Genomic DNA, 22,111 nt, shown 5'->3' on the forward strand with positions numbered 1-22,111 from the left:
AGGTCTTATACCGCCGGGCGCACGCCCAGCGTATGACAAATGGCGTAACTCATTTCCGCGCGGTTCAGGGTATAGAAGTGGAAGTCTTTCACCCCTTCGCGGCTGAGGATTTTCACCATGTCCATGGCGATATTCGCGCCCACCAGCTTGCGGGTTTCCGCATCGTCATCCAGGCCGGAGAACATCTGGGCCATCCACGCCGGTATACGCACGTTGGTCATATCCGCGAATTTTTTCGCCTGTTTGAAGTTAGACACCGGCAGGATCCCCGGAATGATTTCCACGTCAATCCCGGTCGCCGCGCAGCGGTCACGGAATCGCAGGTAGCTTTCCACATCAAAGAAGAACTGGGTGATGGCGCGGTTGGCACCCGCATCAATTTTACGTTTCAGATTCAGTAAATCCGCCTGGGCGCTTTTCGCTTCTGGATGCACTTCCGGGTACGCCGCCACGGAAATATCAAAATCCGCCACCTCTTTCAGCAGGCCCACCAGATCGGCGGCATACATGTCCGGCTTGCCGCTGCCCGGCGGTAAATCGCCGCGCAGGGCCACAATATGGCGAATGCCGTTTTCCCAGTAGTCACGGGCGATGGTGCGCAGCTCATCGCGGGTAGCGTCGATGCAGGTCAGGTGCGGTGCCGCTTCCAGACCGGTGCGATCTTTAATGCCTTTGATGATGCTATGGGTGCGGTCGCGCTCGCCGGAGTTCGCGCCATAGGTGACAGAAACGAATTTCGGCTTCAGGCTGCTCAAACGATCGATGGAATTCCACAGGGTCTGTTCCATTTCACTGGTGCGCGGCGGGAAAAACTCAAAGGAAACGTTAATGCGCCCGGCGACCTCGGCCAGACTCTGGTTCAATGCTTCCCGCTGGTTGGCGTGAAAAAAGCTCATACCCTTACCTCATCACTCGCTTGTCATTATTGGTTGTTGTGTTTTTTTGACTTCTATACGTTTAGACGTCCAGATGTAAAAATGACGGAAAAGCGACATCGCGTCAACTGAAAAATCACCAGAATGAATGAGGAATATTCAGCGAACGTGAAAAAAATTCAGGATGGAGCGTCACAGAAGGAAAAACGCCTTTTGCCAGCAGGGGCAAAAGGCGCATATCAGGTTACAGCAGTTGGGCCAGGCGATTGAGATCGGACTGAATGGCCCCGGCGGTGACGTCGCGTCCGGCACCCGGGCCACGGATCACCAGCGGGTTATCGCGATACCAGCGGCTTTCGATGGCGAACACGTTATCGCACGGCAGCAGCGAGGCCAGCGGATGCTCGGGACGTACCGCTTCCACGCCGACGCGTGCCTTGCCGTTGGCGTCGAAACGCGCCACATAGCGCAGCACCAGCCCCATTTCCCGGGCGGCTTCCAGACGTTGCACCATCTGGTCGTTTAGCGCATCGCCGTTCTCGAAGAAATGATCCACCGACCCGTCTTCGCAACCCTGCGGCACCAGCGATTCTACGCGCACCTGGTCAGGTTCGATGTCGTAACCGGCTTCGCGCGCCAGGATCACCAGCTTGCGCATGACGTCTTTACCAGACAGGTCGACGCGCGGGTCCGGCTCGGTTAAGCCCTGCTGCCAGGCCTGATCCACCAGATCGGTAAATGGCACGCTGCCGTCAAATTGCAGGAACAGCCACGACAGCGTCCCGGAGAAAATGCCGCTGATAGCCAGAATCGAATCACCACTGTCGCGCAGATCGCGCACGGTATGGTTAACCGGCAAACCTGCGCCGACGGTGGCGTTGTACAGCCAGTGACGGCCCGTTTTGGCGAACGCATCGCGGATCTGGCGGTATTTGTTGCTGGTGCTCGCGCCCGCCAGTTTGTTGGCGCTGATGACGTGGAAACCGTGGCTGGCGAAATCCAGATACTGATCGGCCAGCTCTTCGCTTGCCGTCACGTCCAGCACCACCAAATCGTCATACGGATGGTTACGCATCCACAGGAACAGCGACTCTTCGTCATGGTCCTGGGCTTCATCGTTAAAGAAGGCTAAGGCGCGGCTGGCGTCCAGCCCCTGGTCATTCAGCAGGCTGCGGCGGCTATCCACCACGCCGGCCAGCACAAATTCAAAACCAGTGCGGGCGGAAAGCGTTTCCTGCTCGCGGGCGAACAGCTCCAGCCAGCGGGAACCGATATTGCCTTTGCCGAACAGCATCAGGCCGATGCGTTTTTCGGCGCGGAACAGCGTCTGGTGCAGGCCCTGAATCAGGCTTTCGGTGGGACCGACGCGCAGTACGGCCACCAGGCTGATGCCCTCTTCCGATTGCCAGATAAACTCGACCGGCTGATCTTTTAGCTGCTGCCAGAAACGGTGGCTGTGCAGCGGATTGCGGCACACGCCTGCACCGACCATCGCCACCAGCGCTAACCCTTCGCGCAAACGCAGTTCACCCGGCAAGGTGGCAGCTTCTAACGTGCTGAATGCGCTGCCCACCACTTCCGAGGTGTAGCACAGTTGCAGTAAACGGCGATCCGGATGGACGCCAATCGACAGCGGGCGAATTTGCGCGCGTTTTAGTACGTTTAGCGTTTCCTGATGCGCCAGCTTGAAATCCTGATCCGGGGCCACCAGCAGTTCAATCAGGCACACGTCATCATGGCTGGTGACAATGCGCGCGCCGGTGCCGGACGCCAGTACGCGCTCGATACGCGTGGAGCCCTGCTCCGGGTTATAGCTGCAACGTAGCTGCAAATCGATATCGCTGCCGGAAACCGGCTGAAGAGTACGGGCGTGGAGCACCGGAGCGGCGAGGCGCGCCAGTTCGCTGGCTTCATCGAGGCGCAGTAGCGGCAGCAGGCAGGCGTCTTTCACTTTACGCGGGTCGGCGCTGTAAACGCCCGCCACGTCGCTCCAGATGGTGACGCGGGAAACGCCGCCCAGCGCGCCGATTTGGGTCGCGGAGTAGTCAGAGCCGTTACGCCCCAGCAGCACGGTTTCACCCGCGCCGTTGCGGCAAATAAAACCCGTCACCACGACGCGTTTGCCAGGATGCTGGGCCAGAAGCTGTTGCAGTAGAGGATAAGAGAGGCCTTCATCTACCTGCGGCTGCGCGCTGCGCTCGGCGCGTAAAAATTCGCGCGCGTCCAGCCAGGTGGCGTCAATGCCCTGAAGGTTCAGTACGGCGGACATTAACCGCGCCGACCAGATTTCGCCGTGGCCGACCACTTCGGCATACACCGCATCGGTAATGGTGCCGTCGAGTAGCGCCGCCAGCCGTTCGAGATCGTGAATAAAGCCGCTAATCAGTTCATCCGCTTTATCGGCGGGCAACAGGCCGCTGATTAATTCGGTCTGGTAACGGCGCAGCGCCTGCTGAACCTGATGGGCGGACAGACGATCCGTCTGGCTCAGTTTCAACCAACTGATCAACTGGTTGGTGGTACTGCCTGCGGCGGAAACCACCATCATGTCGTCCGGCTGCGAATACTCGGCCATGATCCCGGCCACGCGCAGATAACACTTCACATCCGCAAGGCTACTACCACCAAATTTATGCAGCTGACGACCTTTCGCCCCTGCAGGCGCTGAAACACTCATGCTTACCCCTTAGCCGCTGCCCGGAAGCCATTTTCCAGGTCAGCAAGTAAATCTTCACTGTCTTCAATACCGGTCGAGATACGCAGCAGCGTCTCGGAAATGCCTGCGGCGGCACGCGCTTCAGGCGCCATGCCCGCATGGGTCATGGTCGCGGCATGAGAGATCAGGCTTTCCACCCCACCTAACGATTCCGCCAGTGTAAACAGCTCCAGCGCGCCGAGGAAGCGGCGCAGCGTCTCTTCATCGCCGTCGATTTCAAAGCTCAGCATCGCGCCAAACCCTTTCTGCTGGCGAGCCGCAATGTCGTGACCCTGGTTTTCCGGCAGAGAAGGATGATACAGCTTTTTCACCAGCGGTTGGGTCTTCAGATAGTCAACAATCGCCAGCGCGTTACGCTGCGCGATATCCATACGCGGCACCAACGTACGCAGGCCACGCAGCAGCAGATAGCTGTCAAACGCCGCAGCGGTCACGCCAATATTATTCGCCCACCAGGCCAGATTAACGGCGGTCTCTTCATCACGGGAAATCACCACGCCAGCCACCACGTCGGAGTGGCCGTTGAGGTATTTGGTGCAGGAGTGCAGCACTAAATCGGCACCGAGCGACAGCGGATTTTGCAGCGCCGGGCTCAGGAAGGTGTTATCCACTACGCTTACCGCTCCGGCTTCACGAGCCAGGCGGCAGATTTTTTCGATATCCACCACGCGCAGTAACGGGTTGCTCGGCGTTTCGATCAGTACCAGTTTCGGTTTCTCCGCCAGCGCCGCTTTCAATGCCGCTTCATCGTTTTGATCGACAAACAGCACCCGGTAACAGCCGCGTTTCGCCAGGCTATCGAACAGACGGTAGCTGCCGCCGTAGCAGTCGTGCGGCGCAACCAGCAGATCGCCCGGATTCAGGTACACCGTGGTGACCAGATGGATCGCCGACATGCCCGTGTTGGTCAATACCGCGCCCGCGCCGCCTTCAAGTTCCGCCAGTGCGCGCTGGGTCACATCGCGCGTAGGGTTACCGCGGCGAGAATAGTCATGCGCGCGCGGCTCGTTGAAACCGGTGAAGTTATAGGTGCTGGAAAGATGGATAGGCGGGACAACGCAGCCGTACTGTTCGTCATCGTTTAATCCGCTACGTACTGCGATGGTGGCCTGTTTACGTGTCATGTTGAGCGGCTTCCTGGCTGAAGGACTGATCCCGGCGTTTTCGCGGGATAATCGGGAATCGGTTCAAAGTCTGCCCACAGAGTAACCACAGAAGAAATGGACGTCAATACATCTGGACATCTAAACTTCTTTGCGTATAGATTGAGCAAAACCAAATTAGCCGTTAAAATTGTGTGTTTAGAGCAGCCGTGCAATGGATTTCCCTGTGCGCGGCACTATCGCGTTTATGGCTGTGGCCCACCAGACTGGCCCTGGCCCACTATCAATAATGAGAGGATGAAAGGTATAACATGGCTGAATGGAGCGGCGAATATATCAGCCCATACGCTGAGCACGGTAAGAAGAGTGAACAAGTAAAAAAAATTACGGTTTCCATTCCTCTGAAGGTGTTAAAAATCCTCACTGATGAACGTACCCGTCGTCAGGTGAATAACTTGCGTCACGCCACCAACAGCGAACTGCTGTGTGAAGCGTTTTTGCATGCATTTACCGGACAGCCGTTACCGAATGATGAAGATCTGCGTAAAGAGCGCAGTGATGAAATCCCGGAAGAGGCGAAAGTGATTATGCGTGAGCTGGGCATCGACCCGGAGACGTGGGAATACTGAGCGGCAAACAGAGACAAAAAAGGCGCCTTGCGGCGCCTTTTCTTTCCGTGGTGCTTATTTAGCGCCCGGGATGCTGAAACGCTTGTTGAAGCGGTCAACACGGCCACCGGTAGCAACATCACGCTGTTTGCCGGTGTAGAACGGGTGGCATTTGCCACAAACGTCCAGGTTCAGATCGTGGCCCACAGTTGAGTGAGTTTTGATCACATTACCACAAGAACAGGTTGCAGTAATTTCAGTGTAATTCGGGTGAATACCTTTTTTCATGGGAAACCTCAGTTAAGGCCGCGTCGCTCTTCCGGCCCTAACGCCAGACACCACGCGATGTTGATAAATTCCCCGTCTCATGCCGTCCTGCGGGTGTGTTCACTGCAAGACGACGCGCCGGGGAAATACGTCGATTTGACTGCACGCTTTGTGCATCAAAGGCGGCGAATCATACAGAAATTAATCAGCGTATGCAAACTGATCCGCAAATTGGCTTTCTCACAGTGTACACTATGCCGTCATTTTCTCAGCCGGGAGCCCGGATGTCTGTTGCCCATATTGCCCTGGCGGTGCCACTGCCCCGCACCTTTGATTATCTGCTTCCCGCCGGGATGCCGGTGACGGCGGGTTGTCGCGTGTTGGTGCCGTTTGGCAAGCAGCAGCGCGTTGGTATCGTGGTGTCCGTCAGCGAGCACAGCGAACTGCCGCGCGAGGAGCTGAAATCGGTGCTGGAGCCGCTCGACGGCGAGTCGCTGTTTTCTCCTTCTTTATGGCAACTGTTGTTATGGGCGGCGGAGTACTACCACCATCCGATCGGCGATGTGTTATTCCATGCGCTGCCGGTACTGTTGCGCCAGGGGAAGCCCGCCAGCGGAACGCCGCTCTGGACCTGGTTTGCCACAGAAGATGGCCAAACCATCGACATCAACAGCCTGAAACGCGCCCCTAAACAGCAGCAGGCGCTGGCGTTGCTGCGCCAACAGCCGATTCTGCGCCACCAGCTTAGCGAGATGAACCTGAGCGATGCGACGTTTCAGGCGTTGCGCACCAAAGGATTGTGCGATTTACGGGCACAATTGCCTGAGCAAACCGACTGGCGGCCCGGCTTTAGCGTGTCCGGCGAACGGCTGCGGCTGAACACCGAGCAGGCCACCGCCGTGGGGGCGATCCACAGCGCGTCCGATGAGTTTTCCGCCTGGCTGTTAGCGGGCGTAACCGGCTCAGGGAAAACCGAGGTTTATCTCAGCGTCCTGGAAAATGTGCTGGCTCAGGGCAAACAGGCGCTGGTGCTGGTGCCGGAAATCGGCCTGACGCCGCAGACCATCGCGCGTTTCAGGGAACGCTTTAACGTCCCGGTAGAAGTGCTGCACTCGGCCCTGAATGACAGCGAGCGGCTGGCGGCCTGGCTGAAAGCGAAAAGCGGCGAGGCGGCGATTGTCATCGGCACCCGCTCGGCGCTGTTTACGCCATTTAAACAGTTGGGCGTGATTGTGATTGATGAGGAGCATGACAGTTCCTATAAACAGCAGGAAGGCTGGCGCTACCATGCCCGCGACCTGGCGGTGTATCGCGCCCACCGCGAGCAGATCCCGATTATCCTCGGCTCAGCAACCCCGGCGCTGGAAACCTTGCATAACGTTCGGGTAAAGAAATACCGCGAACTTAAACTCACCCGCCGCGCGGGCAATGCGCGCCCGGCAATGCAGCACCTGGTGGATTTAAAAGGCCAGCCGGTGCAGGCGGGCCTTGCGCCGGCGCTGATCGCCCGGATGCGCCAGCATCTTCAGGCCGATAACCAGGTCATTTTATTTCTTAACCGGCGTGGTTTCGCCCCGGCGCTGCTCTGCCACGATTGTGGATGGATCGCCGAATGCCCGCGCTGCGACCATTACTACACGTTGCATCAGGCGCAGCATCAGTTGCGCTGCCACCACTGCGACAGCCAGCGCCCGGTGCCGCGCCAGTGCCCGCAGTGCGGCTCCACGCACACGGTGCCGGTCGGCCTGGGAACCGAGCAACTGGAGCAGGCGTTAAGCCCGCTGTTCCCCGGCGTGCCGCTGTCGCGTATCGACCGCGACACCACCAGCCGCAAAGGCGCGCTGGAGCAGCATCTGGCGGACGTGCATCGCGGCGGCGCGCGTATTCTGATCGGCACCCAAATGCTGGCCAAAGGCCATCACTTTCCCGACGTGACGCTGGTGGCGCTGTTGGACGTGGACGGCGCGCTGTTCTCGGCAGATTTCCGTTCCCCGGAGCGTTTCGCCCAGTTGTATACCCAGGTTGCCGGACGCGCCGGGCGTGCGGGTAAACAGGGCGAAGTGATCCTGCAAACCCATCACCCGGAACACCCGCTGCTGCAAACGCTGCTCAGCCAGGGCTACGACGCCTTCGCCGAAGAGGCGCTGCGCACCCGCAGCCAGGTCTGGCTTCCGCCTTACAGCAGCCACGTGATGATCCGCGCCGAGGACCATAACAACCAGCAGGCCCCGCTGTTTTTACAGCAGTTGCGTAATCTTTTGCAGGCCAACCCGCTGGCGGATGACAAACTGTGGATACTCGGCCCGGTCCCGGCGTTACAGCCGAAGCGCGGCGGGCGCTTTCGTTGGCAAATCCTGTTGCAGCACCCTTCCCGCCTGAAGCTGCAACATATCCTTAGCCAGAGCCTGGCGCTGGTAAACACGCTTCCTGAGGCGCGCAAAGTCAAATGGACGCTGGATGTCGATCCCATAGAAAGCTAAATCTTCAGCACAATGCGGCAGAGATCGAAAAATAAAATATTGATCACATTTCTTATGCAATATTTGTAACCGCACGGTGTAAATATCTGATAAGAATGATCGGTCAAGCCAGACCACAGGACGTGGCTGCGCCCGCGATAGTTTGCGAGGAGAAGAAGTTGAACCCGAAGAAACAGGTTGTTGCCGCAACCATGAAAGATGTTGCCGAGCGGGCAAATGTCTCAACCGCCACGGTATCTCGTGCATTAATGAATCCTGAGAAAGTCTCTCAGGCTACCCGTAACAAGGTAGAGCAAGCTGCTATAGACGTGGGTTATTTGCCAGGCTCTCTGAACCGCAATTTAAAACGTAATGAGTCACGCACCATTCTGGTGATTGTTCCGGATATCTGCGATCCGTTTTTCAGCGAAATTATTCGCGGTATTGAAATCACCGCCGCCGACCAGGGTTATCTGGTGCTGATTGGCGACTGCGCGCACCAGAATCAGCAAGAAAAAACCTTTATTGACCTGATCATCACCAAGCAGATCGACGGCATGTTGCTGCTCGGCTCGCGCCTGCCGTTCGACGCCAGTAAAGAAGAGCAGCGCAACCTGCCGCCGATGGTGATGGCTAACGAATTCGCGCCGGAGCTGGAACTGCCGACGGTGCATATCGATAACCTGACCGCCGCCTTTAATGCCGTCAATTATCTGCACGAACTGGGCCATGACCAGATTGCCTGCATCGCCGGGCCAGAGGAAATGCCGCTGTGCCATTACCGGTTGCAGGGTTATGTTCAGGCGTTGCGCCGCAGTGGGATGCAGGTCGATCCGCATTATATCGCCCGGGGCGATTTTACGTTTAATGCTGGCGCACAGGCGCTGGATCAGCTGCTGAACCTGCCCAATCCACCCACGGCAATCTTCTGCCACAGCGATGTGATGGCGCTGGGGGCACTGTCCCAGGCCAAGCGCCGCGGCTATAAAGTGCCGGAGGATTTGTCGATTGTCGGCTTCGATAATATCGCGCTCGCGGAGTTCTGCGACCCGCCGTTAACCACGATTTCCCAGCCGCGTTTTGAGATTGGCCGCGAGGCCATGCTGCTGCTGCTCGATCAGTTACAGGGCCAGGTCGTGAGCAGCGGTTCGCGCCTGTTGGATTGCGAGCTTATCGTTCGCGGCTCCACGCGTGCCCGCAAGGCGGCAAAATAGTTTCGATTAGGACTCACCTCACTGGTCAAAAGCCCGTCCCTTAAGTAACATGACGGGCTGATAAACGAATAAATACAGCGAAACGATAGTGGCACAACGAGATTATGTACGCCGCGGACAGCCGAGCCCCGCGCGGCGCAAGAAACCGACTACCCGCAAAAAGCAACGTAACCTGCCTGCTGTTTCCCCGGCCATGGTCGCTATCGCGGCCGCCGTTCTGGTGACCTTTATCGGTGGCCTGTACTTTATTACCCATCATAAATCTGAAGAAGTTGAGGTCATCCCAGGTCACAAAGTAACGGGAAATGGCTTGCCGCCGAAACCAGAAGAGCGCTGGCGCTACATTAAAGAGCTGGAAAACCGCCAGCCGGGCGTGCGTACCCCAACCGAGCCGTCTGCCGGTGGGGAAATCATGAACCAGGATCAGCTGACCAACGAACAGCGTCAGCTACTGGCACAGATGCAGGCGGATATGCGCCAGCAGCCCACGCAACTGAACGAAGTGCCGTGGAACGAGCAAACGCCTGCCCAGCGCCAGCAAACGCTTCAGCGCCAGAAACAGCTCCAGCAGCAACAGAACACCGTCGCGCAGCAGCGTACCCCGCCGCGCGTCGAACAACCGTACCAGCAACCCCAGCAGGTGCGCACGACCACGGTTCAGGAGCAGCCCGTACGCAGCGCGCAAACGCAGAAACCTGCCGCGCAGCAAACCAACCGCATCACCGCCAGCCAGCAGCCTTATCAGGATCTGCTGCAAACGCCGCCGCATACCGCCCAGCGCGAACCGGCGCAGCCGAAGGCGACCGCCCAGGCCGCGCCGGTCACACGTGAAACCACGCCAGAAAAACCAGCCGCCGAGAAAAAAGATGACCGTCGTTGGATGGTACAGTGCGGTTCATTTAAAGGCGCCGAGCAGGCGGAAACCGTGCGTGCGCAGCTGGCGTTTGAGGGCTTTGATTCACGCATTACCGCCAATAACGGCTGGAACCGCGTGGTGATCGGCCCGGTGAAAGGCAAAGAAAACGCCGACGGCACCCTCACCCGCCTGAAGCTTGCCGGTCACACTAACTGCATTCGTCTCGCCGCTGGGGGTTGAAACCCCTAAATCACCCCCCATCTATAATTGCATTCTGCCCCGCGCCTGGCGCGGGGCCTGTATTCAGCTATCGAAAAGGGGTCTGTCAGTGACAACAATAGTAAGCGTACGCCGCAACGGACAGGTGGTGATTGGTGGCGATGGACAGGCCACATTGGGCAACACCGTAATGAAAGGCAACGTTAAAAAAGTGCGTCGCCTTTACAACGATAAAGTCATTGCGGGTTTCGCGGGCGGTACAGCGGATGCCTTCACGCTGTTTGAACTCTTCGAACGCAAACTGGAAATGCATCAGGGCCATCTGGTGAAAGCGGCGGTTGAGCTTGCCAAAGACTGGCGTACCGACCGGATGCTGCGCCGTCTGGAAGCGCTGCTGGCGGTGGCGGATGAAACGGCCTCGCTGATCATCACCGGTAACGGCGATGTGATCCAGCCGGAAAACGACCTGATTGCGATTGGTTCAGGTGGCCCGTATGCCCAGGCTGCGGCACGCGCCCTGCTGGAAAACACCGAACTGAACGCCCGTGAAATTGTTGAGAAGTCGCTGGGGATTGCAGGTGATATTTGCATCTACACCAACCACTTCCTGACCATCGAAGAACTCTCCTCTAAAGCGTAAGGATTTCCCATGTCTGAAATGACCCCACGCGAAATTGTCAGCGAACTCGACAAACATATTATCGGCCAGGACGCGGCGAAGCGTTCTGTTGCCATCGCGCTGCGTAACCGCTGGCGCCGTATGCAGCTTGATGAAGAGCTGCGTCATGAAGTGACACCGAAAAACATTCTGATGATCGGCCCAACCGGCGTCGGTAAAACCGAAATTGCCCGTCGCCTGGCAAAACTGGCCCATGCGCCGTTTATCAAAGTTGAAGCCACGAAATTCACCGAAGTGGGCTATGTCGGTAAAGAAGTGGACTCGATCATCCGCGATCTGACCGATGCGGCGATTAAGATGGTGCGCATGCAATCCATCGACAAGAACCGCTATCGCGCCGAAGAGATGGCGGAAGAGCGCATTCTCGACGTGCTGATCCCACCGGCTAAAAACAACTGGGGCCAGGCTGAACAGGCGCAGGAGCCTTCAGCGGCGCGTCAGGCATTCCGTAAGAAACTGCGCGAAGGCCAGCTGGATGATAAAGAGATTGAAATCAATCTCGCCGCTGCGCCGATGGGCGTAGAAATCATGGCGCCTCCGGGCATGGAAGAGATGACTAACCAGCTCCAGTCCATGTTCCAGAATCTGGGCGGGCAAAAGCAAAAGCCGCGTAAACTGAAAATCAAAGACGCGATGAAGCTGCTGGTGGAAGAAGAAGCCGCCAAGCTGGTAAACCCGGAAGAACTGAAGCAAGACGCGATTGACGCGGTTGAACAGCACGGCATCGTATTTATTGATGAGATCGACAAAATCTGTAAGCGCGGCGGCAACGTGTCCGGCCCGGATGTGTCCCGTGAAGGCGTGCAGCGCGACCTGCTGCCGCTGGTAGAAGGCTGTACGGTATCCACCAAGCACGGCATGGTGAAAACCGACCATATCCTGTTTATCGCTTCCGGCGCGTTCCAGGTGGCCAGCCCGTCTGACCTGATCCCGGAATTGCAGGGCCGTCTGCCGATCCGCGTTGAGTTACAGGCGCTGACCGCAGAAGACTTTGAACGCATCCTGACCGAACCGAACGCGTCTGTCACCGTGCAGTACAAAGCGCTGATGGCAACCGAAGGGGTGAATATCGACTTCACCGACGACGGCATCAAACGGATCGCCCAGGCGGCGTGGCAGGTCAACGAGAGCACCGAAAACATTGGCGCGCGTCGTCTGCATACGGTACTGGAGCGTCTGATGGAAGAAATCTCCTATGACGCCAGCGATCTCAACGGCCAGACCATCCTCATCGATGCGGAATACGTTGGTAAACACCTGGATGAACTGGTGGCAGATGAAGATTTGAGTCGCTTCATTCTGTAATTGCCTGAGGGTTGGCGGATATACCCAAAAGAGGTAGGTCGTACGCCTCGCTTAACAGAGTTCGGCGACACCTCTGCAACTTACCGGTTGTTGTGGTTATAATCGCGCTCAGTGCAATTTCATCATTTACGATGGGGGCAATTCGCCCCCATTTTTTATTGGTTAGCTTATTACTATGACTGACTCACAAACACTGAGCCGTACGCAAGCCTGGCTGGAAAGCCTGCGCCCACGTACTCTTCCCCTCGCGTTCGCCTCCATTGTGGTCGGTAGCGCGCTCGCCTGGTGGCAGGGCGTCTTCGATCCGGTAGTCGCTTTCCTTGCGCTACTTACGGCGGGCCTGCTGCAAATCCTGTCCAACCTCGCCAATGACTACGGCGATGCGGTAAAAGGCAGCGACAAGCCGGACCGCATCGGTCCGCTGCGCGGGATGCAAAAAGGCGTGATTACCCAGGCTCAAATGAAACGTGCGTTAATCATCACCGTGATGCTGATTTGCCTGTCCGGCTTCGCGCTGGTGTGGGTGGCCTGCCGAACCTTCAGTGATTTCCTGGGCTTTTTGCTGCTGGGGTTGCTGTCAATTATCGCCGCCATTACCTATACGGTCGGCACCCGGCCTTACGGATATCTCGGCCTTGGGGATATTTCGGTACTGATTTTCTTCGGCTGGCTGAGCGTGATGGGCACCTGGTATTTGCAGGCGCATACGCTGATCCCGGCGATTTTCCTGCCCGCCACCGCTTGTGGGCTGCTGGCGACCGCCGTGCTGAATATTAATAACCTGCGCGATATCGACAGCGACCGAATTAACGGTAAAAACACCCTGGCAGTACGGCTTGGGCCAGAGCGCGCCCGTCGCTATCACGCATTTTTGCTGATCGGCACGCTGGTGTGCCTGGCGCTGTTTAACCTGTTTTCACTGCAAAGCCCGTGGGGCTGGCTGTTTATTTTGGCAGCGCCGATGCTGGTCAGACAGGCGCAATATGTGGTGCGGGAACGCGATCCGGTCGCGATGCGCCCAATGCTGGAACGTACGGTAAAAGGTGCGCTGCTCACTAACCTATTGTTTGCAATAGGCGTTATTTTGAGTCAGGCCCATTTTTAACTGACAAATATCAATTAACAATTGATGATTTTGCCAACAATCGACTGAAAGCGATATACTGAAAACTCTCGCAGCAACGAAACCTTAAGCCTATGAAATACGATACTTCTGAGCTTTGTGACATTTATCATGAAGAAGTCAATGTGGTGGAGCCGCTGTTCTCCAACTTCGGCGGGCGCTCATCTTTTGGCGGACAGATCATTACCGTGAAATGTTTCGAGGACAACGGGTTGCTGTACGAGCTACTCGAGCAAAATGGCCGCGGACGCATTTTACTGGTGGACGGCGGCGGTTCCGTTCGTCGCGCGTTGCTTGACGCCGAGCTGGCGCGTCTGGCGGTGCAGAATGAATGGGAAGGCATCGTCATCTATGGTGCAGTGCGCCAGGTGGACGATCTGGAAGAGCTGGACCTCGGCATTCAGGCCCTGGCCGCCATTCCAGTTGGCGCGTCCGGCGAAGGCATTGGTGAAAGCGATGTGCGCGTCAATTTCGGCGGTGTGACCTTCTTCTCCGGTGACCACCTGTATGCTGATAACACCGGTATGATCCTTTCCGAAGACCCGCTCGATATCGAATAATCCTCATTCAGGCCATCCCGTAGCGGATGGCCTGAATGTTTATGCTTACCAGCCAGGCACCGCCCCACCATTAAAGATTTTTTCCGCCGCTTTCGCCACTTCAGGCGACTGATACGACTGAATAAATTTCTTCACGTTTTCCGCGTCTTTATTGTCTTCACGCGTCACGATGATGTTCACGTACGGCGAGTTTTTGTCTTCGATAAACACGCTGTCATGCACCGGGGATAAATTCAGCTGTTGAATGTAGGTGGTGCTGATGATCGCCACGTCGACTTTCGGGTCGTCCAGCACACGCGGCAGTTGCGCGCCTTCCAGCTCCATGATTTTCAGGTGACGCGGGTTATCGGTAATATCCAGCGCCGTCGGCAGCAAGCCGATATTCGGCTTCAGGGTAATCAGCTGCTCTTTTTGCAGCAGCAGCAGCGCGCGGCCCAGGTTGGTCGGATCGTTGGGTATCGCGACGGTTGCGCCATCTTTTAGCTCATCAACCGATTTAATCTGGCGGGAATAACCGGCCATTGGGAAGACAAAGGTATTGCCTACCGCCACCAGCTTGTAATTATGCGCCTTGTTATCCTGTTCGAGGAACGGACGGTGCTGGAACACGTTGGCATCCAGTTCGCCCTGATTAGTGGCATCGTTTGGCAGCAGCGAACCGCTGAAACCCACCAGTTCGACATCCAGGTCATATTTATCTTTGGCGACTTTTTTGGCGACTTCCGCCACATCCTGTTCCGCACCGTTAATCACGCCCACTTTGATGTGTTTGGCGCTATCGCTTTGTTGGTCGCAACCCGCCAGCAGCAGGCCGGTCAGTAGTACCGTAGCGGCCATCCGGCCATAAGACATCCCCAGTTTCATTGTTGTTATCCTTAGTTACGCGTCAATTCCGCCAGAAAACGACTATAGCGAGATTAGCGAAGCGGGATAAAAAACGAAAAGGAATGGGCAAGAAGAAAAAAGCATAAGCGGGATGAAGCAACAAAAAAGGCACCGAAACGGTGCCTTTTTTGCGGGAGAAGTAATTACACTTCTTCCATGCGGCCCAGCAGTGCCTGCAGACGTTCCTGCCACACGTGCTGTTGCTCTTTCAACTGGTGGTTTTCGCGCTCCAGCTCTTCACGGCTGCCCTGCGCGTGTTGCACTTCTTGCGCCAGGCTGTTGTTCTTTTCTTTCAGTTCTTCGATTTCCATCTGTAACAGGGTGATGGTATCAACAGCCTGCTGTACTTTTGCTTCCAGTTTCTCAAACACTTCAAATGACATCGTCATACCTCTCCAGAATTGCAAGGCGTTGATAGAATGCTATCCCTACCGTCTCCGGTGACGCCTTATTAATACGTGCGCACCACATGAGTCCGATTGTATGGAGCGTTGCCGCCAGTGTCCAGCAGCACACCATGCTGTTTGCGAAATGCAACACTTTTCAGCCTATGCCGAATGCGTTCCAACAAAATCCCCGGCAAATGTTAACAAATGACGCCTGACGGCGGTTTTAAATTCCGTGCGCGCCCCCAGCAAAATTCGCGCGAAAACGCGCGTTTTATTGACGAGCTACACACATTTTAATTTCGATATTTCTCGTTTTTGCTCGTTAACGATAAATTAACACCATGTCTACAGGACATAACGGGTGATATCGCACCCGAAATAACAATAATCATCACTTTTACCTTCAGGACCCGATTATGAGTCAAACATCAACCTTAAAAGGCCAGTGCATCGCCGAGTTCCTCGGTACCGGGTTGTTGATTTTCTTTGGTGTGGGCTGCGTCGCCGCGTTAAAAGTGGCGGGTGCCAGTTTCGGCCAGTGGGAAATCAGCGTGATTTGGGGGTTAGGGGTAGCCATGGCTATCTACCTGACCGCGGGCGTTTCCGGTGCGCACCTCAATCCCGCCGTCACGCTTGCGCTGTGGTTATTTGCTTGCTTTGATAAACGTAAAGTCGTTCCTTACATTGTGTCTCAATTTGCTGGCGCCTTTTGCGCCGCCGCATTGGTTTACGGGCTTTATTACAATCTTTTTTACGATTACGAACAGACTCACAATATGGTGCGCGGCAGCGTTGAAAGCCTCGATCTGGCAGGCGTGTTCTCAACCTACCCTAACCCGCACATCAATTTCTTCCAGGCCTTTGCCGTCGAGATGGTGATCACGGCGATTCTGATGGGACTGATCCTGGCGCTCACGGATGACGGTAACGGCATTCCGCGCGGCCCGCTCGGCCCGTTGTTGATTGGCCTGCTGATCGCCGTTATCGGCGCGTCCATGGGCCCGTTGACCGGCTTCGCGATGAACCCGGCGCGTGATATCGGACCGAAAGCCTTCGCCTGGCTTGCGGGCTGGGGCAACGTCGCCTTTACCGGCGCGAAAGATATTCCTTACTTCCTGGTGCCGCTGCTTGGCCCGGTGGCAGGTGCAGCATTGGGTGCCTTCAGTTATCGTAAACTGATTGGCCGCCACTTACCTTGCGATGTCTGCGCTGTGGAAGATGAAAAAGAATCGGCAACCTCCAGCGCGCAACAAAAAGCTACGCTGTAATAAGACTGAAGGGACAAGAAACATGACTGAGAAAAAATATATCGTTGCGCTCGACCAGGGCACCACCAGCTCCCGTGCCGTGGTGATGGATCACAGCGCGAATATCGTGAGCGTATCACAGCGTGAATTTCAGCAGATCTACCCGAAAGCCGGCTGGGTTGAACATGACCCGATGGAAATTTGGGCCACCCAAAGCTCGGTATTAGTCGAAGTGTTGGCGAAAGCCGATATCAACTCTGATGAAATCGCCGGCATCGGTATCACCAACCAGCGTGAAACCGCCATTGTCTGGGAGCGTGAAACCGGTAAGCCGATTTATAACGCCATTGTCTGGCAGTGCCGCCGTACTGCGGAGATTTGCGAACAGCTCAAGCGCGACGGCATGGAAGAGTACATCCGCAAAAACACCGGCCTGGTAGTGGACCCGTATTTCTCCGGCACCAAAGTGAAGTGGATCCTGGATCACGTAGAAGGCTCCCGCGAGCGTGCCCGCCGTGGCGAACTGCTGTTCGGCACCGTGGATACCTGGCTTATCTGGAAAATGACCCAGGGACGTGTTCACGTGACCGATTACACCAACGCCTCCCGTACTATGCTGTTCAACATTCACAGCCTGGACTGGGACGACCGGATGCTGGAAGTGCTGGATATCCCACGCGCCATGCTGCCGGAAGTGCGTAAATCCTCGGAAGTCTACGGCCAGACCAACATCGGCGGTAAAGGCGGCACCCGTATTCCTATCGCCGGTATCGCGGGCGACCAGCAGGCGGCGCTGTTCGGCCAGTTATGCGTGAAAGAAGGGATGGCGAAAAACACCTATGGCACCGGCTGCTTTATGCTGATGAACACCGGCGAAAAAGCCGTGGCATCGGAAAACGGCCTGCTGACCACCATCGCCTGCGGCCCGAGCGGCGAAGTGAACTACGCGCTGGAAGGCGCGGTGTTTATGGCGGGTGCGTCTATTCAGTGGCTGCGTGATGAGATGAAACTGATCAACGACGCATTCGACTCTGAATACTTCGCCAATAAAGTGAAAGACACCAACGGTGTCTATGTGGTTCCGGCGTTCACCGGGCTCGGCGCACCGTACTGGGACCCATATGCCCGTGGCGCGATCTTCGGCCTGACGCGCGGGGTCAATTCCTGCCACATCATCCGCGCGACCCTGGAATCCATCGCCTTCCAGACCCGCGACGTGCTGGAAGCGATGCAGGCAGACTCCGGCATTCGTCTGCACGCCCTGCGCGTGGACGGCGGCGCGGTCGCCAACAACTTCCTGATGCAGTTCCAGTCCGACATTCTGGGCACCCGCGTTGAGCGCCCGGAAGTGCGTGAAGTCACCGCGCTGGGCGCGGCTTACCTCGCCGGTCTGGCGGTCGGTTTCTGGCAGAACCTGGATGAGTTGCAGGAAAAAGCGGTCATTGAACGCGAATTCCGTCCAGGCATCGAAACCACCGAGCGTAACTTCCGCTACGCAGGCTGGAAAAAAGCCGTTAAACGCGCCCTGGCGTGGGAAGAGCACGACTAATTAACCTCTCAGGGACGCCGCTGGCGTCCCTTTTATTATCCCCTTCGCGTACAAATTTCAGCCTTATCCCCCCTGTGCTACACTCCGCAACAATTTCTTTTGTGAATGAGTGAGCTATGAGACGAGAACTTGCCATCGAATTTTCCCGCGTAACCGAAGCCGCCGCGCTGGCGGGTTACAAATGGTTGGGCCGTGGAGATAAAAATACCGCTGACGGCGCGGCGGTCCACGCCATGCGCATTATGCTTAACCAGGTCAATATCGACGGGCAAATTGTTATCGGCGAAGGGGAAATCGACGAAGCGCCGATGCTGTATATCGGCGAGCGCGTCGGTACCGGCCAGGGCGATGCGGTAGACATTGCGGTTGATCCGATTGAAGGCACGCGCATGACGGCGATGGGCCAGGCCAATGCGCTGGCGGTGCTGGCGGTGGGCGATAAAGGCACGTTCCTGAACGCGCCTGATATGTACATGGAAAAGCTGATTGTCGGGCCGGGCGCGAAAGGTGTTATCGACCTCAATCTGCCACTCGCCATTAACCTGCAAAACATCGCCCAGGCGCTGAATAAGCCGCTGAGCGAGCTAACCGTCACCATTCTGGCGAAACCGCGCCACGATGACACCATTGCAGAGATGCAGCAGCTTGGCGTGCGCGTTTTCGCCATTCCTGACGGCGATGTGGCGGCCTCGATTTTAACCTGCATGCCCGACAGTGAAGTAGACGTGCTGTACGGCATTGGCGGCGCGCCGGAAGGCGTAGTCTCCGCTGCGGTGATCCGCGCGCTGGACGGCGATATGCATGGCCGCCTGCTGGCTCGCCATCAGGTGAAAGGCGACAGCGAAGAGAACCGCCGTATCGGCGAGCAGGAGCTTGAGCGCTGTAAGGCGATGGGCATTGAAGCCAACAGCGTGTTGCGCCTCGACGATATGGCGCGTAGCGATAATGTGATTTTCTCGGCGACCGGCATCACCAAAGGCGATTTGCTGGATGGTATCAGCCGCAAAGGGAATATCGCCACCACGGAAACCCTGCTGATCCGCGGTAAATCGCGCACCATTCGGCGGATTAAATCCATTCATTATCTCGATCGCAAAGACGCCAACGTTCAGACGCATATACTGTAATCGTTTGTCTGAATGAGCTTTCCGGCCCGCCAGGGCTGGAAATCTGCGGCTCACCTCAGCAAGATAAAAGGGTATTCATCGGTGGAGTAAATTATGGCGGAATGGGTAAAAGGCAAAGTCACACAGGTTCAGCACTGGACTGACGCACTGTTTAGTCTCACCATCGACGCGCCGGTCGCCCCGTTTACGGCCGGGCAGTTCGCCAAGCTGGGGCTGGAAATCGACGGCGAACGGGTGCAGCGCGCTTACTCTTACGTCAACGCGCCTGATAATCCGGCGCTGGAGTTTTATCTGGTCAACGTGCCGGAAGGCAAACTCAGCCCGCGTCTTCATGTCATGCAGCCTGGCGATGAAATCAATATCGTCAGCGACGCAGCGGGCTTTTTCGTGCTGGAAGAAGTGCCAGACTGCGACACGCTGTGGATGCTGGCGACCGGCACCGCCATTGGCCCCTATCTGTCGATTCTCCAGTACGGCAAAGATCTCGAGCGCTTTAAACACATCGTGCTGGTACACGCTGCGCGTTATGCCGCCGATTTAAGCTATCTGCCGCTGATGCAGGCGCTTGAGCAGCGTTACGAAGGGAAACTGCGGATCCAGACCGTGGTCAGCCGTGAAACCGTTCCAGGCTCGCTTACCGGGCGCGTTCCGGCGCTGATTGACAATGGCGAGCTGGAAAACGCGGTGGGCCTGACGATGCTGCCCGAAAACAGCCATGTGATGCTGTGCGGCAACCCGCAGATGGTGCGGGATACCCAGCAGTTGCTGAAAGAGACCCGGCAAATGACCAAACACCTGCGCCGCCGTCCGGGCCATATGACGGCGGAGCATTACTGGTAAATCAACGATATTTCACATCCAGCGTGTCTTTACCGTATTTATTCTCGCCGGGGGTGCCGATAAACGCCCCCAGGTCGAGCAGCAGCATCACCATAATCAGCGTGGGAACAAAGCGCCCGACCACCCACTGCCACATGCCGCCCAGCACCGCCCAGTTCCCGGCCAGCAGCATCCACGCCAGAATCATAAACAGTGCCCACAGGCCAGATTTCCCACGATCGTGCAGGCGTTTCACCACCACGGCGGATGTCGGCCACAGCAGGCAGACCAGCACAAATGCCCCCGTTTGCGCGTCAAGGATGCCGTTGGCGACCAGGATAAACAGCAACGCCATTGCCACCAGCCACAAACCAATCCAAATCCAGAAATCGCGACGCCCAATGCGCCCCTTAAATGAGAACAGCCATTGCTGTAGGGTCATAAATTATCCTTATCATCATCATGTGGCGTAGTTTACCCTGAACCCGGTCAATTTTGACAAGCCGCCTCGTTATCGTTTTAATCGCTGTAACCAGTTATCGGGAGCCAGGTTTGATAAAGTCACTGTTCGCTATCTTATTACTCTGCTTGCCGCTGGCGGCAGGCCTTGCCGCGCCGGAAAACGACGACGCGGATCAGCCGGGAAAAGCGCCCTATCTGCTGCCTGGCGCACCCTCTTTTGACCTGACGATTTCCCAGTTCCGCGAAAGATTTAATCAGGATAGTGCCCCGCTGGCGCTCAGCGAGTTCCGCGCCATTACCTCAAGTCAGGATAAAGACGCGATTACCCGCGCCGCCACCAAGATTAACGAGAATCTGTATGCTTCCAGCGCCCTGGAGCGCGGCACGCTGAAGATTAAATCGATGCAAATCACCTGGCTGCCGATTCAGGGGCCGGAACAAAAAGCCGCGAAAGCCAAAGCGCTGGAATACATGGCGGCGGTGATGCGCGTTTTCGTGCCGTTCAGCAAAGCCCAAAGCCAGAAAAGGATGACTACGTTGCTGACCTCCGCGAAAAACAAACGCTACTACCAGCAAACGGAAGGTGCTATCCGTTATGTGGTCGCAGATAACGGCGAAAAGGGGCTAACCTTCGCCATTGAACCGATTAAGCTGGCGCTATCTGATAACCTGGAAGGAAACAATAAATGACAAAAAGCAAAGCCATTCCAGACGTGAATCTCTATACTGTTTGACAGACCGCGCTGCCGGAATGGCAGCAATCTTCCTTAATTCGCTTGACCGCGTGGAGAATTGAAATGCGACATCCTTTAGTGATGGGTAACTGGAAACTGAACGGCAGCCGCCATATGGTAAACGAGCTGATCGCCAACCTGCGTAAAGAGCTTTCTGGCGTGGACGGCTGCGGTGTGGCGATTGCCCCGCCGGCAATCTACCTGGATCAGGCTAAACATGCCGTATCCGGCAGCCATATCGCCCTCGGCGCGCAAAACGTTGACGTTAACCTGTCTGGCGCATTTACCGGCGAAACCTCTGCCGAAATGCTGAAAGATATCGGTGCGAAATACATCATCATCGGTCATTCCGAGCGTCGTACTTATCACGCTGAATCCGACGAGTTCATCGCTAAAAAATTCGCTGTCCTGAAAGAGCAGGGTCTGATCCCGGTTCTGTGCATCGGTGAGACCGAAGCGGAAAACGAAGCGGGCAAAACTGAAGAAGTTTGCGCACGTCAAATCGACGCGGTGCTGAAAACCCAGGGCGCGAGCGCGTTCGAAGGCGTGGTTATCGCTTACGAGCCAGTATGGGCTATCGGTACCGGCAAATCGGCTACCCCGGCGCAGGCTCAGGCGGTTCACAAATTCATCCGTGACCATATCGCGAAAGTTGACGCTGACATCGCTAATCAAGTGATCATTCAGTACGGCGGTTCCGTTAACGCGGCGAACGCAGCAGAACTGTTCACCCAGCCGGATATCGACGGCGCGCTGGTTGGCGGCGCATCCCTGAAAGCGGATGCTTTCGCGGTGATCGTGAAAGCAGCGGCTGAAGCGAAAAAAGCGTAATTACGCTGCCATAAAAAAACCCTGCCTCGGCACTGGGGAATCCCCAGTAATGTGCGGGTAAAAAAGGACGGGCATAGAGTTTTG

The 22,111-nt window shown here is 56.5% G+C and carries 21 protein-coding genes; 14 read left to right on the forward strand and 7 right to left on the reverse strand.

Annotated elements, in window-relative coordinates; genetic code table 11:
* Nucleotides 1-5: 5 nt before the first annotated feature.
* From metF to metB, 3 genes are all read right to left on the reverse strand, one after another.
* Nucleotides 6-896 (reverse strand): methylenetetrahydrofolate reductase, encoded by an 891-nt coding sequence (gene metF, locus RT120_RS20635; RefSeq protein WP_203120802.1) that lies wholly within the window; start codon nucleotides 894-896, stop codon nucleotides 6-8.
* A 223-nt stretch (nucleotides 897-1,119) separates the two neighbouring features.
* Nucleotides 1,120-3,552: a bifunctional aspartate kinase/homoserine dehydrogenase II gene (locus RT120_RS20640; protein ID WP_312985629.1), complete on the reverse strand. Its 2,433-nt coding sequence runs from the start codon at nucleotides 3,550-3,552 to the stop codon at nucleotides 1,120-1,122.
* Between the two features lie 2 nt (nucleotides 3,553-3,554).
* Nucleotides 3,555-4,715 carry a cystathionine gamma-synthase gene (metB, locus tag RT120_RS20645; RefSeq protein ID WP_312985631.1) on the reverse strand — a complete coding sequence of 387 codons (1,161 nt, stop codon included), beginning with the start codon at nucleotides 4,713-4,715 and terminating at the stop codon, nucleotides 3,555-3,557.
* A 290-nt stretch (nucleotides 4,716-5,005) separates the two neighbouring features.
* On the opposite strand from metB, the gene metJ reads away from it, so the two are divergent.
* On the forward strand, nucleotides 5,006-5,323 hold the full coding sequence (gene metJ, locus RT120_RS20650; RefSeq protein WP_015966498.1) for a met regulon transcriptional regulator MetJ: 318 nt from the start codon (nucleotides 5,006-5,008) through the stop codon (nucleotides 5,321-5,323).
* 54 nt (nucleotides 5,324-5,377) lie between these two features.
* On the opposite strand, the gene rpmE is transcribed toward metJ, so the two are convergent.
* Nucleotides 5,378-5,590, reverse strand: a complete 213-nt coding sequence (gene rpmE / locus RT120_RS20655; RefSeq protein WP_161659587.1) for a 50S ribosomal protein L31 — start codon at nucleotides 5,588-5,590, stop codon at nucleotides 5,378-5,380.
* Between the two features lie 263 nt (nucleotides 5,591-5,853).
* On the opposite strand from rpmE, the gene priA reads away from it, so the two are divergent.
* The 7 genes from priA (at nucleotide 5,854) to rraA (ending at nucleotide 13,984) form a co-directional block, all read left to right on the forward strand.
* The gene (gene priA / locus RT120_RS20660; RefSeq protein ID WP_312985634.1) at nucleotides 5,854-8,049 is read left to right on the forward strand and encodes a primosomal protein N'; all 2,196 of its coding nucleotides are present in this window, start codon (nucleotides 5,854-5,856) and stop codon (nucleotides 8,047-8,049) included.
* A 158-nt stretch (nucleotides 8,050-8,207) separates the two neighbouring features.
* Nucleotides 8,208-9,242 carry a DNA-binding transcriptional regulator CytR gene (gene cytR, locus RT120_RS20665; protein WP_312985636.1) on the forward strand — a complete coding sequence of 345 codons (1,035 nt, stop codon included), beginning with the start codon at nucleotides 8,208-8,210 and terminating at the stop codon, nucleotides 9,240-9,242.
* An 88-nt stretch (nucleotides 9,243-9,330) separates the two neighbouring features.
* On the forward strand, nucleotides 9,331-10,338 hold the full coding sequence (gene ftsN, locus RT120_RS20670) for a cell division protein FtsN (RefSeq protein ID WP_312985638.1): 1,008 nt from the start codon (nucleotides 9,331-9,333) through the stop codon (nucleotides 10,336-10,338).
* An 88-nt stretch (nucleotides 10,339-10,426) separates the two neighbouring features.
* Nucleotides 10,427-10,957 carry an ATP-dependent protease subunit HslV gene (hslV, locus tag RT120_RS20675; protein ID WP_002436777.1) on the forward strand — a complete coding sequence of 177 codons (531 nt, stop codon included), beginning with the start codon at nucleotides 10,427-10,429 and terminating at the stop codon, nucleotides 10,955-10,957.
* A 9-nt stretch (nucleotides 10,958-10,966) separates the two neighbouring features.
* A complete protein-coding gene (gene hslU, locus RT120_RS20680) occupies nucleotides 10,967-12,301 on the forward strand; it encodes an HslU--HslV peptidase ATPase subunit (RefSeq protein ID WP_312985639.1) in 1,335 nt (444 codons plus the stop codon).
* Nucleotides 12,302-12,476: 175 nt separating this feature from the next.
* A complete protein-coding gene (menA, locus tag RT120_RS20685) occupies nucleotides 12,477-13,406 on the forward strand; it encodes a 1,4-dihydroxy-2-naphthoate polyprenyltransferase (protein ID WP_312985641.1) in 930 nt (309 codons plus the stop codon).
* 92 nt (nucleotides 13,407-13,498) lie between these two features.
* On the forward strand, nucleotides 13,499-13,984 hold the full coding sequence (gene rraA, locus RT120_RS20690; protein ID WP_161659581.1) for a ribonuclease E activity regulator RraA: 486 nt from the start codon (nucleotides 13,499-13,501) through the stop codon (nucleotides 13,982-13,984).
* A gap of 45 nt (nucleotides 13,985-14,029) precedes the next feature.
* On the opposite strand, the gene nlpA is transcribed toward rraA, so the two are convergent.
* Both nlpA and zapB read right to left on the reverse strand, forming a co-directional pair.
* Entirely contained in the window at nucleotides 14,030-14,848 is an 819-nt protein-coding gene (nlpA, locus tag RT120_RS20695; protein WP_312985643.1) for a lipoprotein NlpA, read from the reverse strand.
* 164 nt (nucleotides 14,849-15,012) lie between these two features.
* Complete coding sequence (gene zapB, locus RT120_RS20700; protein ID WP_125294945.1) at nucleotides 15,013-15,258, reverse strand: septal ring assembly protein ZapB; 246 nt, start codon at nucleotides 15,256-15,258, stop codon at nucleotides 15,013-15,015.
* A gap of 416 nt (nucleotides 15,259-15,674) precedes the next feature.
* On the opposite strand from zapB, the gene RT120_RS20705 reads away from it, so the two are divergent.
* From RT120_RS20705 to fpr, 4 genes are all read left to right on the forward strand, one after another.
* The gene (locus RT120_RS20705; protein ID WP_312985645.1) at nucleotides 15,675-16,526 is read left to right on the forward strand and encodes an MIP/aquaporin family protein; all 852 of its coding nucleotides are present in this window, start codon (nucleotides 15,675-15,677) and stop codon (nucleotides 16,524-16,526) included.
* A 22-nt stretch (nucleotides 16,527-16,548) separates the two neighbouring features.
* A complete protein-coding gene (glpK, locus tag RT120_RS20710; RefSeq protein WP_312985646.1) occupies nucleotides 16,549-18,054 on the forward strand; it encodes a glycerol kinase GlpK in 1,506 nt (501 codons plus the stop codon).
* A gap of 116 nt (nucleotides 18,055-18,170) precedes the next feature.
* The gene (glpX, locus tag RT120_RS20715) at nucleotides 18,171-19,181 is read left to right on the forward strand and encodes a class II fructose-bisphosphatase (RefSeq protein ID WP_312985647.1); all 1,011 of its coding nucleotides are present in this window, start codon (nucleotides 18,171-18,173) and stop codon (nucleotides 19,179-19,181) included.
* Between the two features lie 93 nt (nucleotides 19,182-19,274).
* The gene (gene fpr / locus RT120_RS20720) at nucleotides 19,275-20,021 is read left to right on the forward strand and encodes a ferredoxin--NADP(+) reductase (protein WP_312985649.1); all 747 of its coding nucleotides are present in this window, start codon (nucleotides 19,275-19,277) and stop codon (nucleotides 20,019-20,021) included.
* A gap of 1 nt (nucleotide 20,022) precedes the next feature.
* Here the strand turns inward: fpr and RT120_RS20725 are convergent, their stop codons facing one another.
* Nucleotides 20,023-20,442, reverse strand: a complete 420-nt coding sequence (locus tag RT120_RS20725) for a DUF805 domain-containing protein (protein ID WP_312985651.1) — start codon at nucleotides 20,440-20,442, stop codon at nucleotides 20,023-20,025.
* A 113-nt stretch (nucleotides 20,443-20,555) separates the two neighbouring features.
* Between RT120_RS20725 and RT120_RS20730 the strand changes: the two genes are divergently transcribed.
* Both RT120_RS20730 and tpiA read left to right on the forward strand, forming a co-directional pair.
* Complete coding sequence (locus tag RT120_RS20730; RefSeq protein WP_312985658.1) at nucleotides 20,556-21,152, forward strand: DUF1454 family protein; 597 nt, start codon at nucleotides 20,556-20,558, stop codon at nucleotides 21,150-21,152.
* A 107-nt stretch (nucleotides 21,153-21,259) separates the two neighbouring features.
* Nucleotides 21,260-22,027, forward strand: a complete 768-nt coding sequence (tpiA, locus tag RT120_RS20735) for a triose-phosphate isomerase (RefSeq protein WP_002436761.1) — start codon at nucleotides 21,260-21,262, stop codon at nucleotides 22,025-22,027.
* Nucleotides 22,028-22,111 lie beyond the last annotated feature (84 nt).

The organism is Atlantibacter sp. (assembly GCF_032062175.1).
In the GTDB taxonomy this organism is placed as follows: domain Bacteria; phylum Pseudomonadota; class Gammaproteobacteria; order Enterobacterales; family Enterobacteriaceae; genus Atlantibacter.

Bases quoted from the DNA above. Each gene is read 5' to 3' on its own strand.
- metF (WP_203120802.1), bottom strand. From the start codon at position 896: ATGAGCTTTTTTCACGCCAACCAGCGGGAAGCATTGAACCAGAGTCTG.
- RT120_RS20640 (WP_312985629.1), bottom strand. From the start codon at position 3,552: ATGAGTGTTTCAGCGCCTGCAGGGGCGAAAGGTCGTCAGCTGCATAAA.
- metB (WP_312985631.1), bottom strand. From the start codon at position 4,715: ATGACACGTAAACAGGCCACCATCGCAGTACGTAGCGGATTAAACGAT.
- metJ (WP_015966498.1), top strand. From the start codon at position 5,006: ATGGCTGAATGGAGCGGCGAATATATCAGCCCATACGCTGAGCACGGT.
- rpmE (WP_161659587.1), bottom strand. From the start codon at position 5,590: ATGAAAAAAGGTATTCACCCGAATTACACTGAAATTACTGCAACCTGT.
- priA (WP_312985634.1), top strand. From the start codon at position 5,854: ATGTCTGTTGCCCATATTGCCCTGGCGGTGCCACTGCCCCGCACCTTT.
- hslU (WP_312985639.1), top strand. From the start codon at position 10,967: ATGTCTGAAATGACCCCACGCGAAATTGTCAGCGAACTCGACAAACAT.
- menA (WP_312985641.1), top strand. From the start codon at position 12,477: ATGACTGACTCACAAACACTGAGCCGTACGCAAGCCTGGCTGGAAAGC.
- rraA (WP_161659581.1), top strand. From the start codon at position 13,499: ATGAAATACGATACTTCTGAGCTTTGTGACATTTATCATGAAGAAGTC.
- nlpA (WP_312985643.1), bottom strand. From the start codon at position 14,848: ATGAAACTGGGGATGTCTTATGGCCGGATGGCCGCTACGGTACTACTG.
- zapB (WP_125294945.1), bottom strand. From the start codon at position 15,258: ATGACGATGTCATTTGAAGTGTTTGAGAAACTGGAAGCAAAAGTACAG.
- RT120_RS20705 (WP_312985645.1), top strand. From the start codon at position 15,675: ATGAGTCAAACATCAACCTTAAAAGGCCAGTGCATCGCCGAGTTCCTC.
- glpK (WP_312985646.1), top strand. From the start codon at position 16,549: ATGACTGAGAAAAAATATATCGTTGCGCTCGACCAGGGCACCACCAGC.
- glpX (WP_312985647.1), top strand. From the start codon at position 18,171: ATGAGACGAGAACTTGCCATCGAATTTTCCCGCGTAACCGAAGCCGCC.
- fpr (WP_312985649.1), top strand. From the start codon at position 19,275: ATGGCGGAATGGGTAAAAGGCAAAGTCACACAGGTTCAGCACTGGACT.
- RT120_RS20725 (WP_312985651.1), bottom strand. From the start codon at position 20,442: ATGACCCTACAGCAATGGCTGTTCTCATTTAAGGGGCGCATTGGGCGT.
- tpiA (WP_002436761.1), top strand. From the start codon at position 21,260: ATGCGACATCCTTTAGTGATGGGTAACTGGAAACTGAACGGCAGCCGC.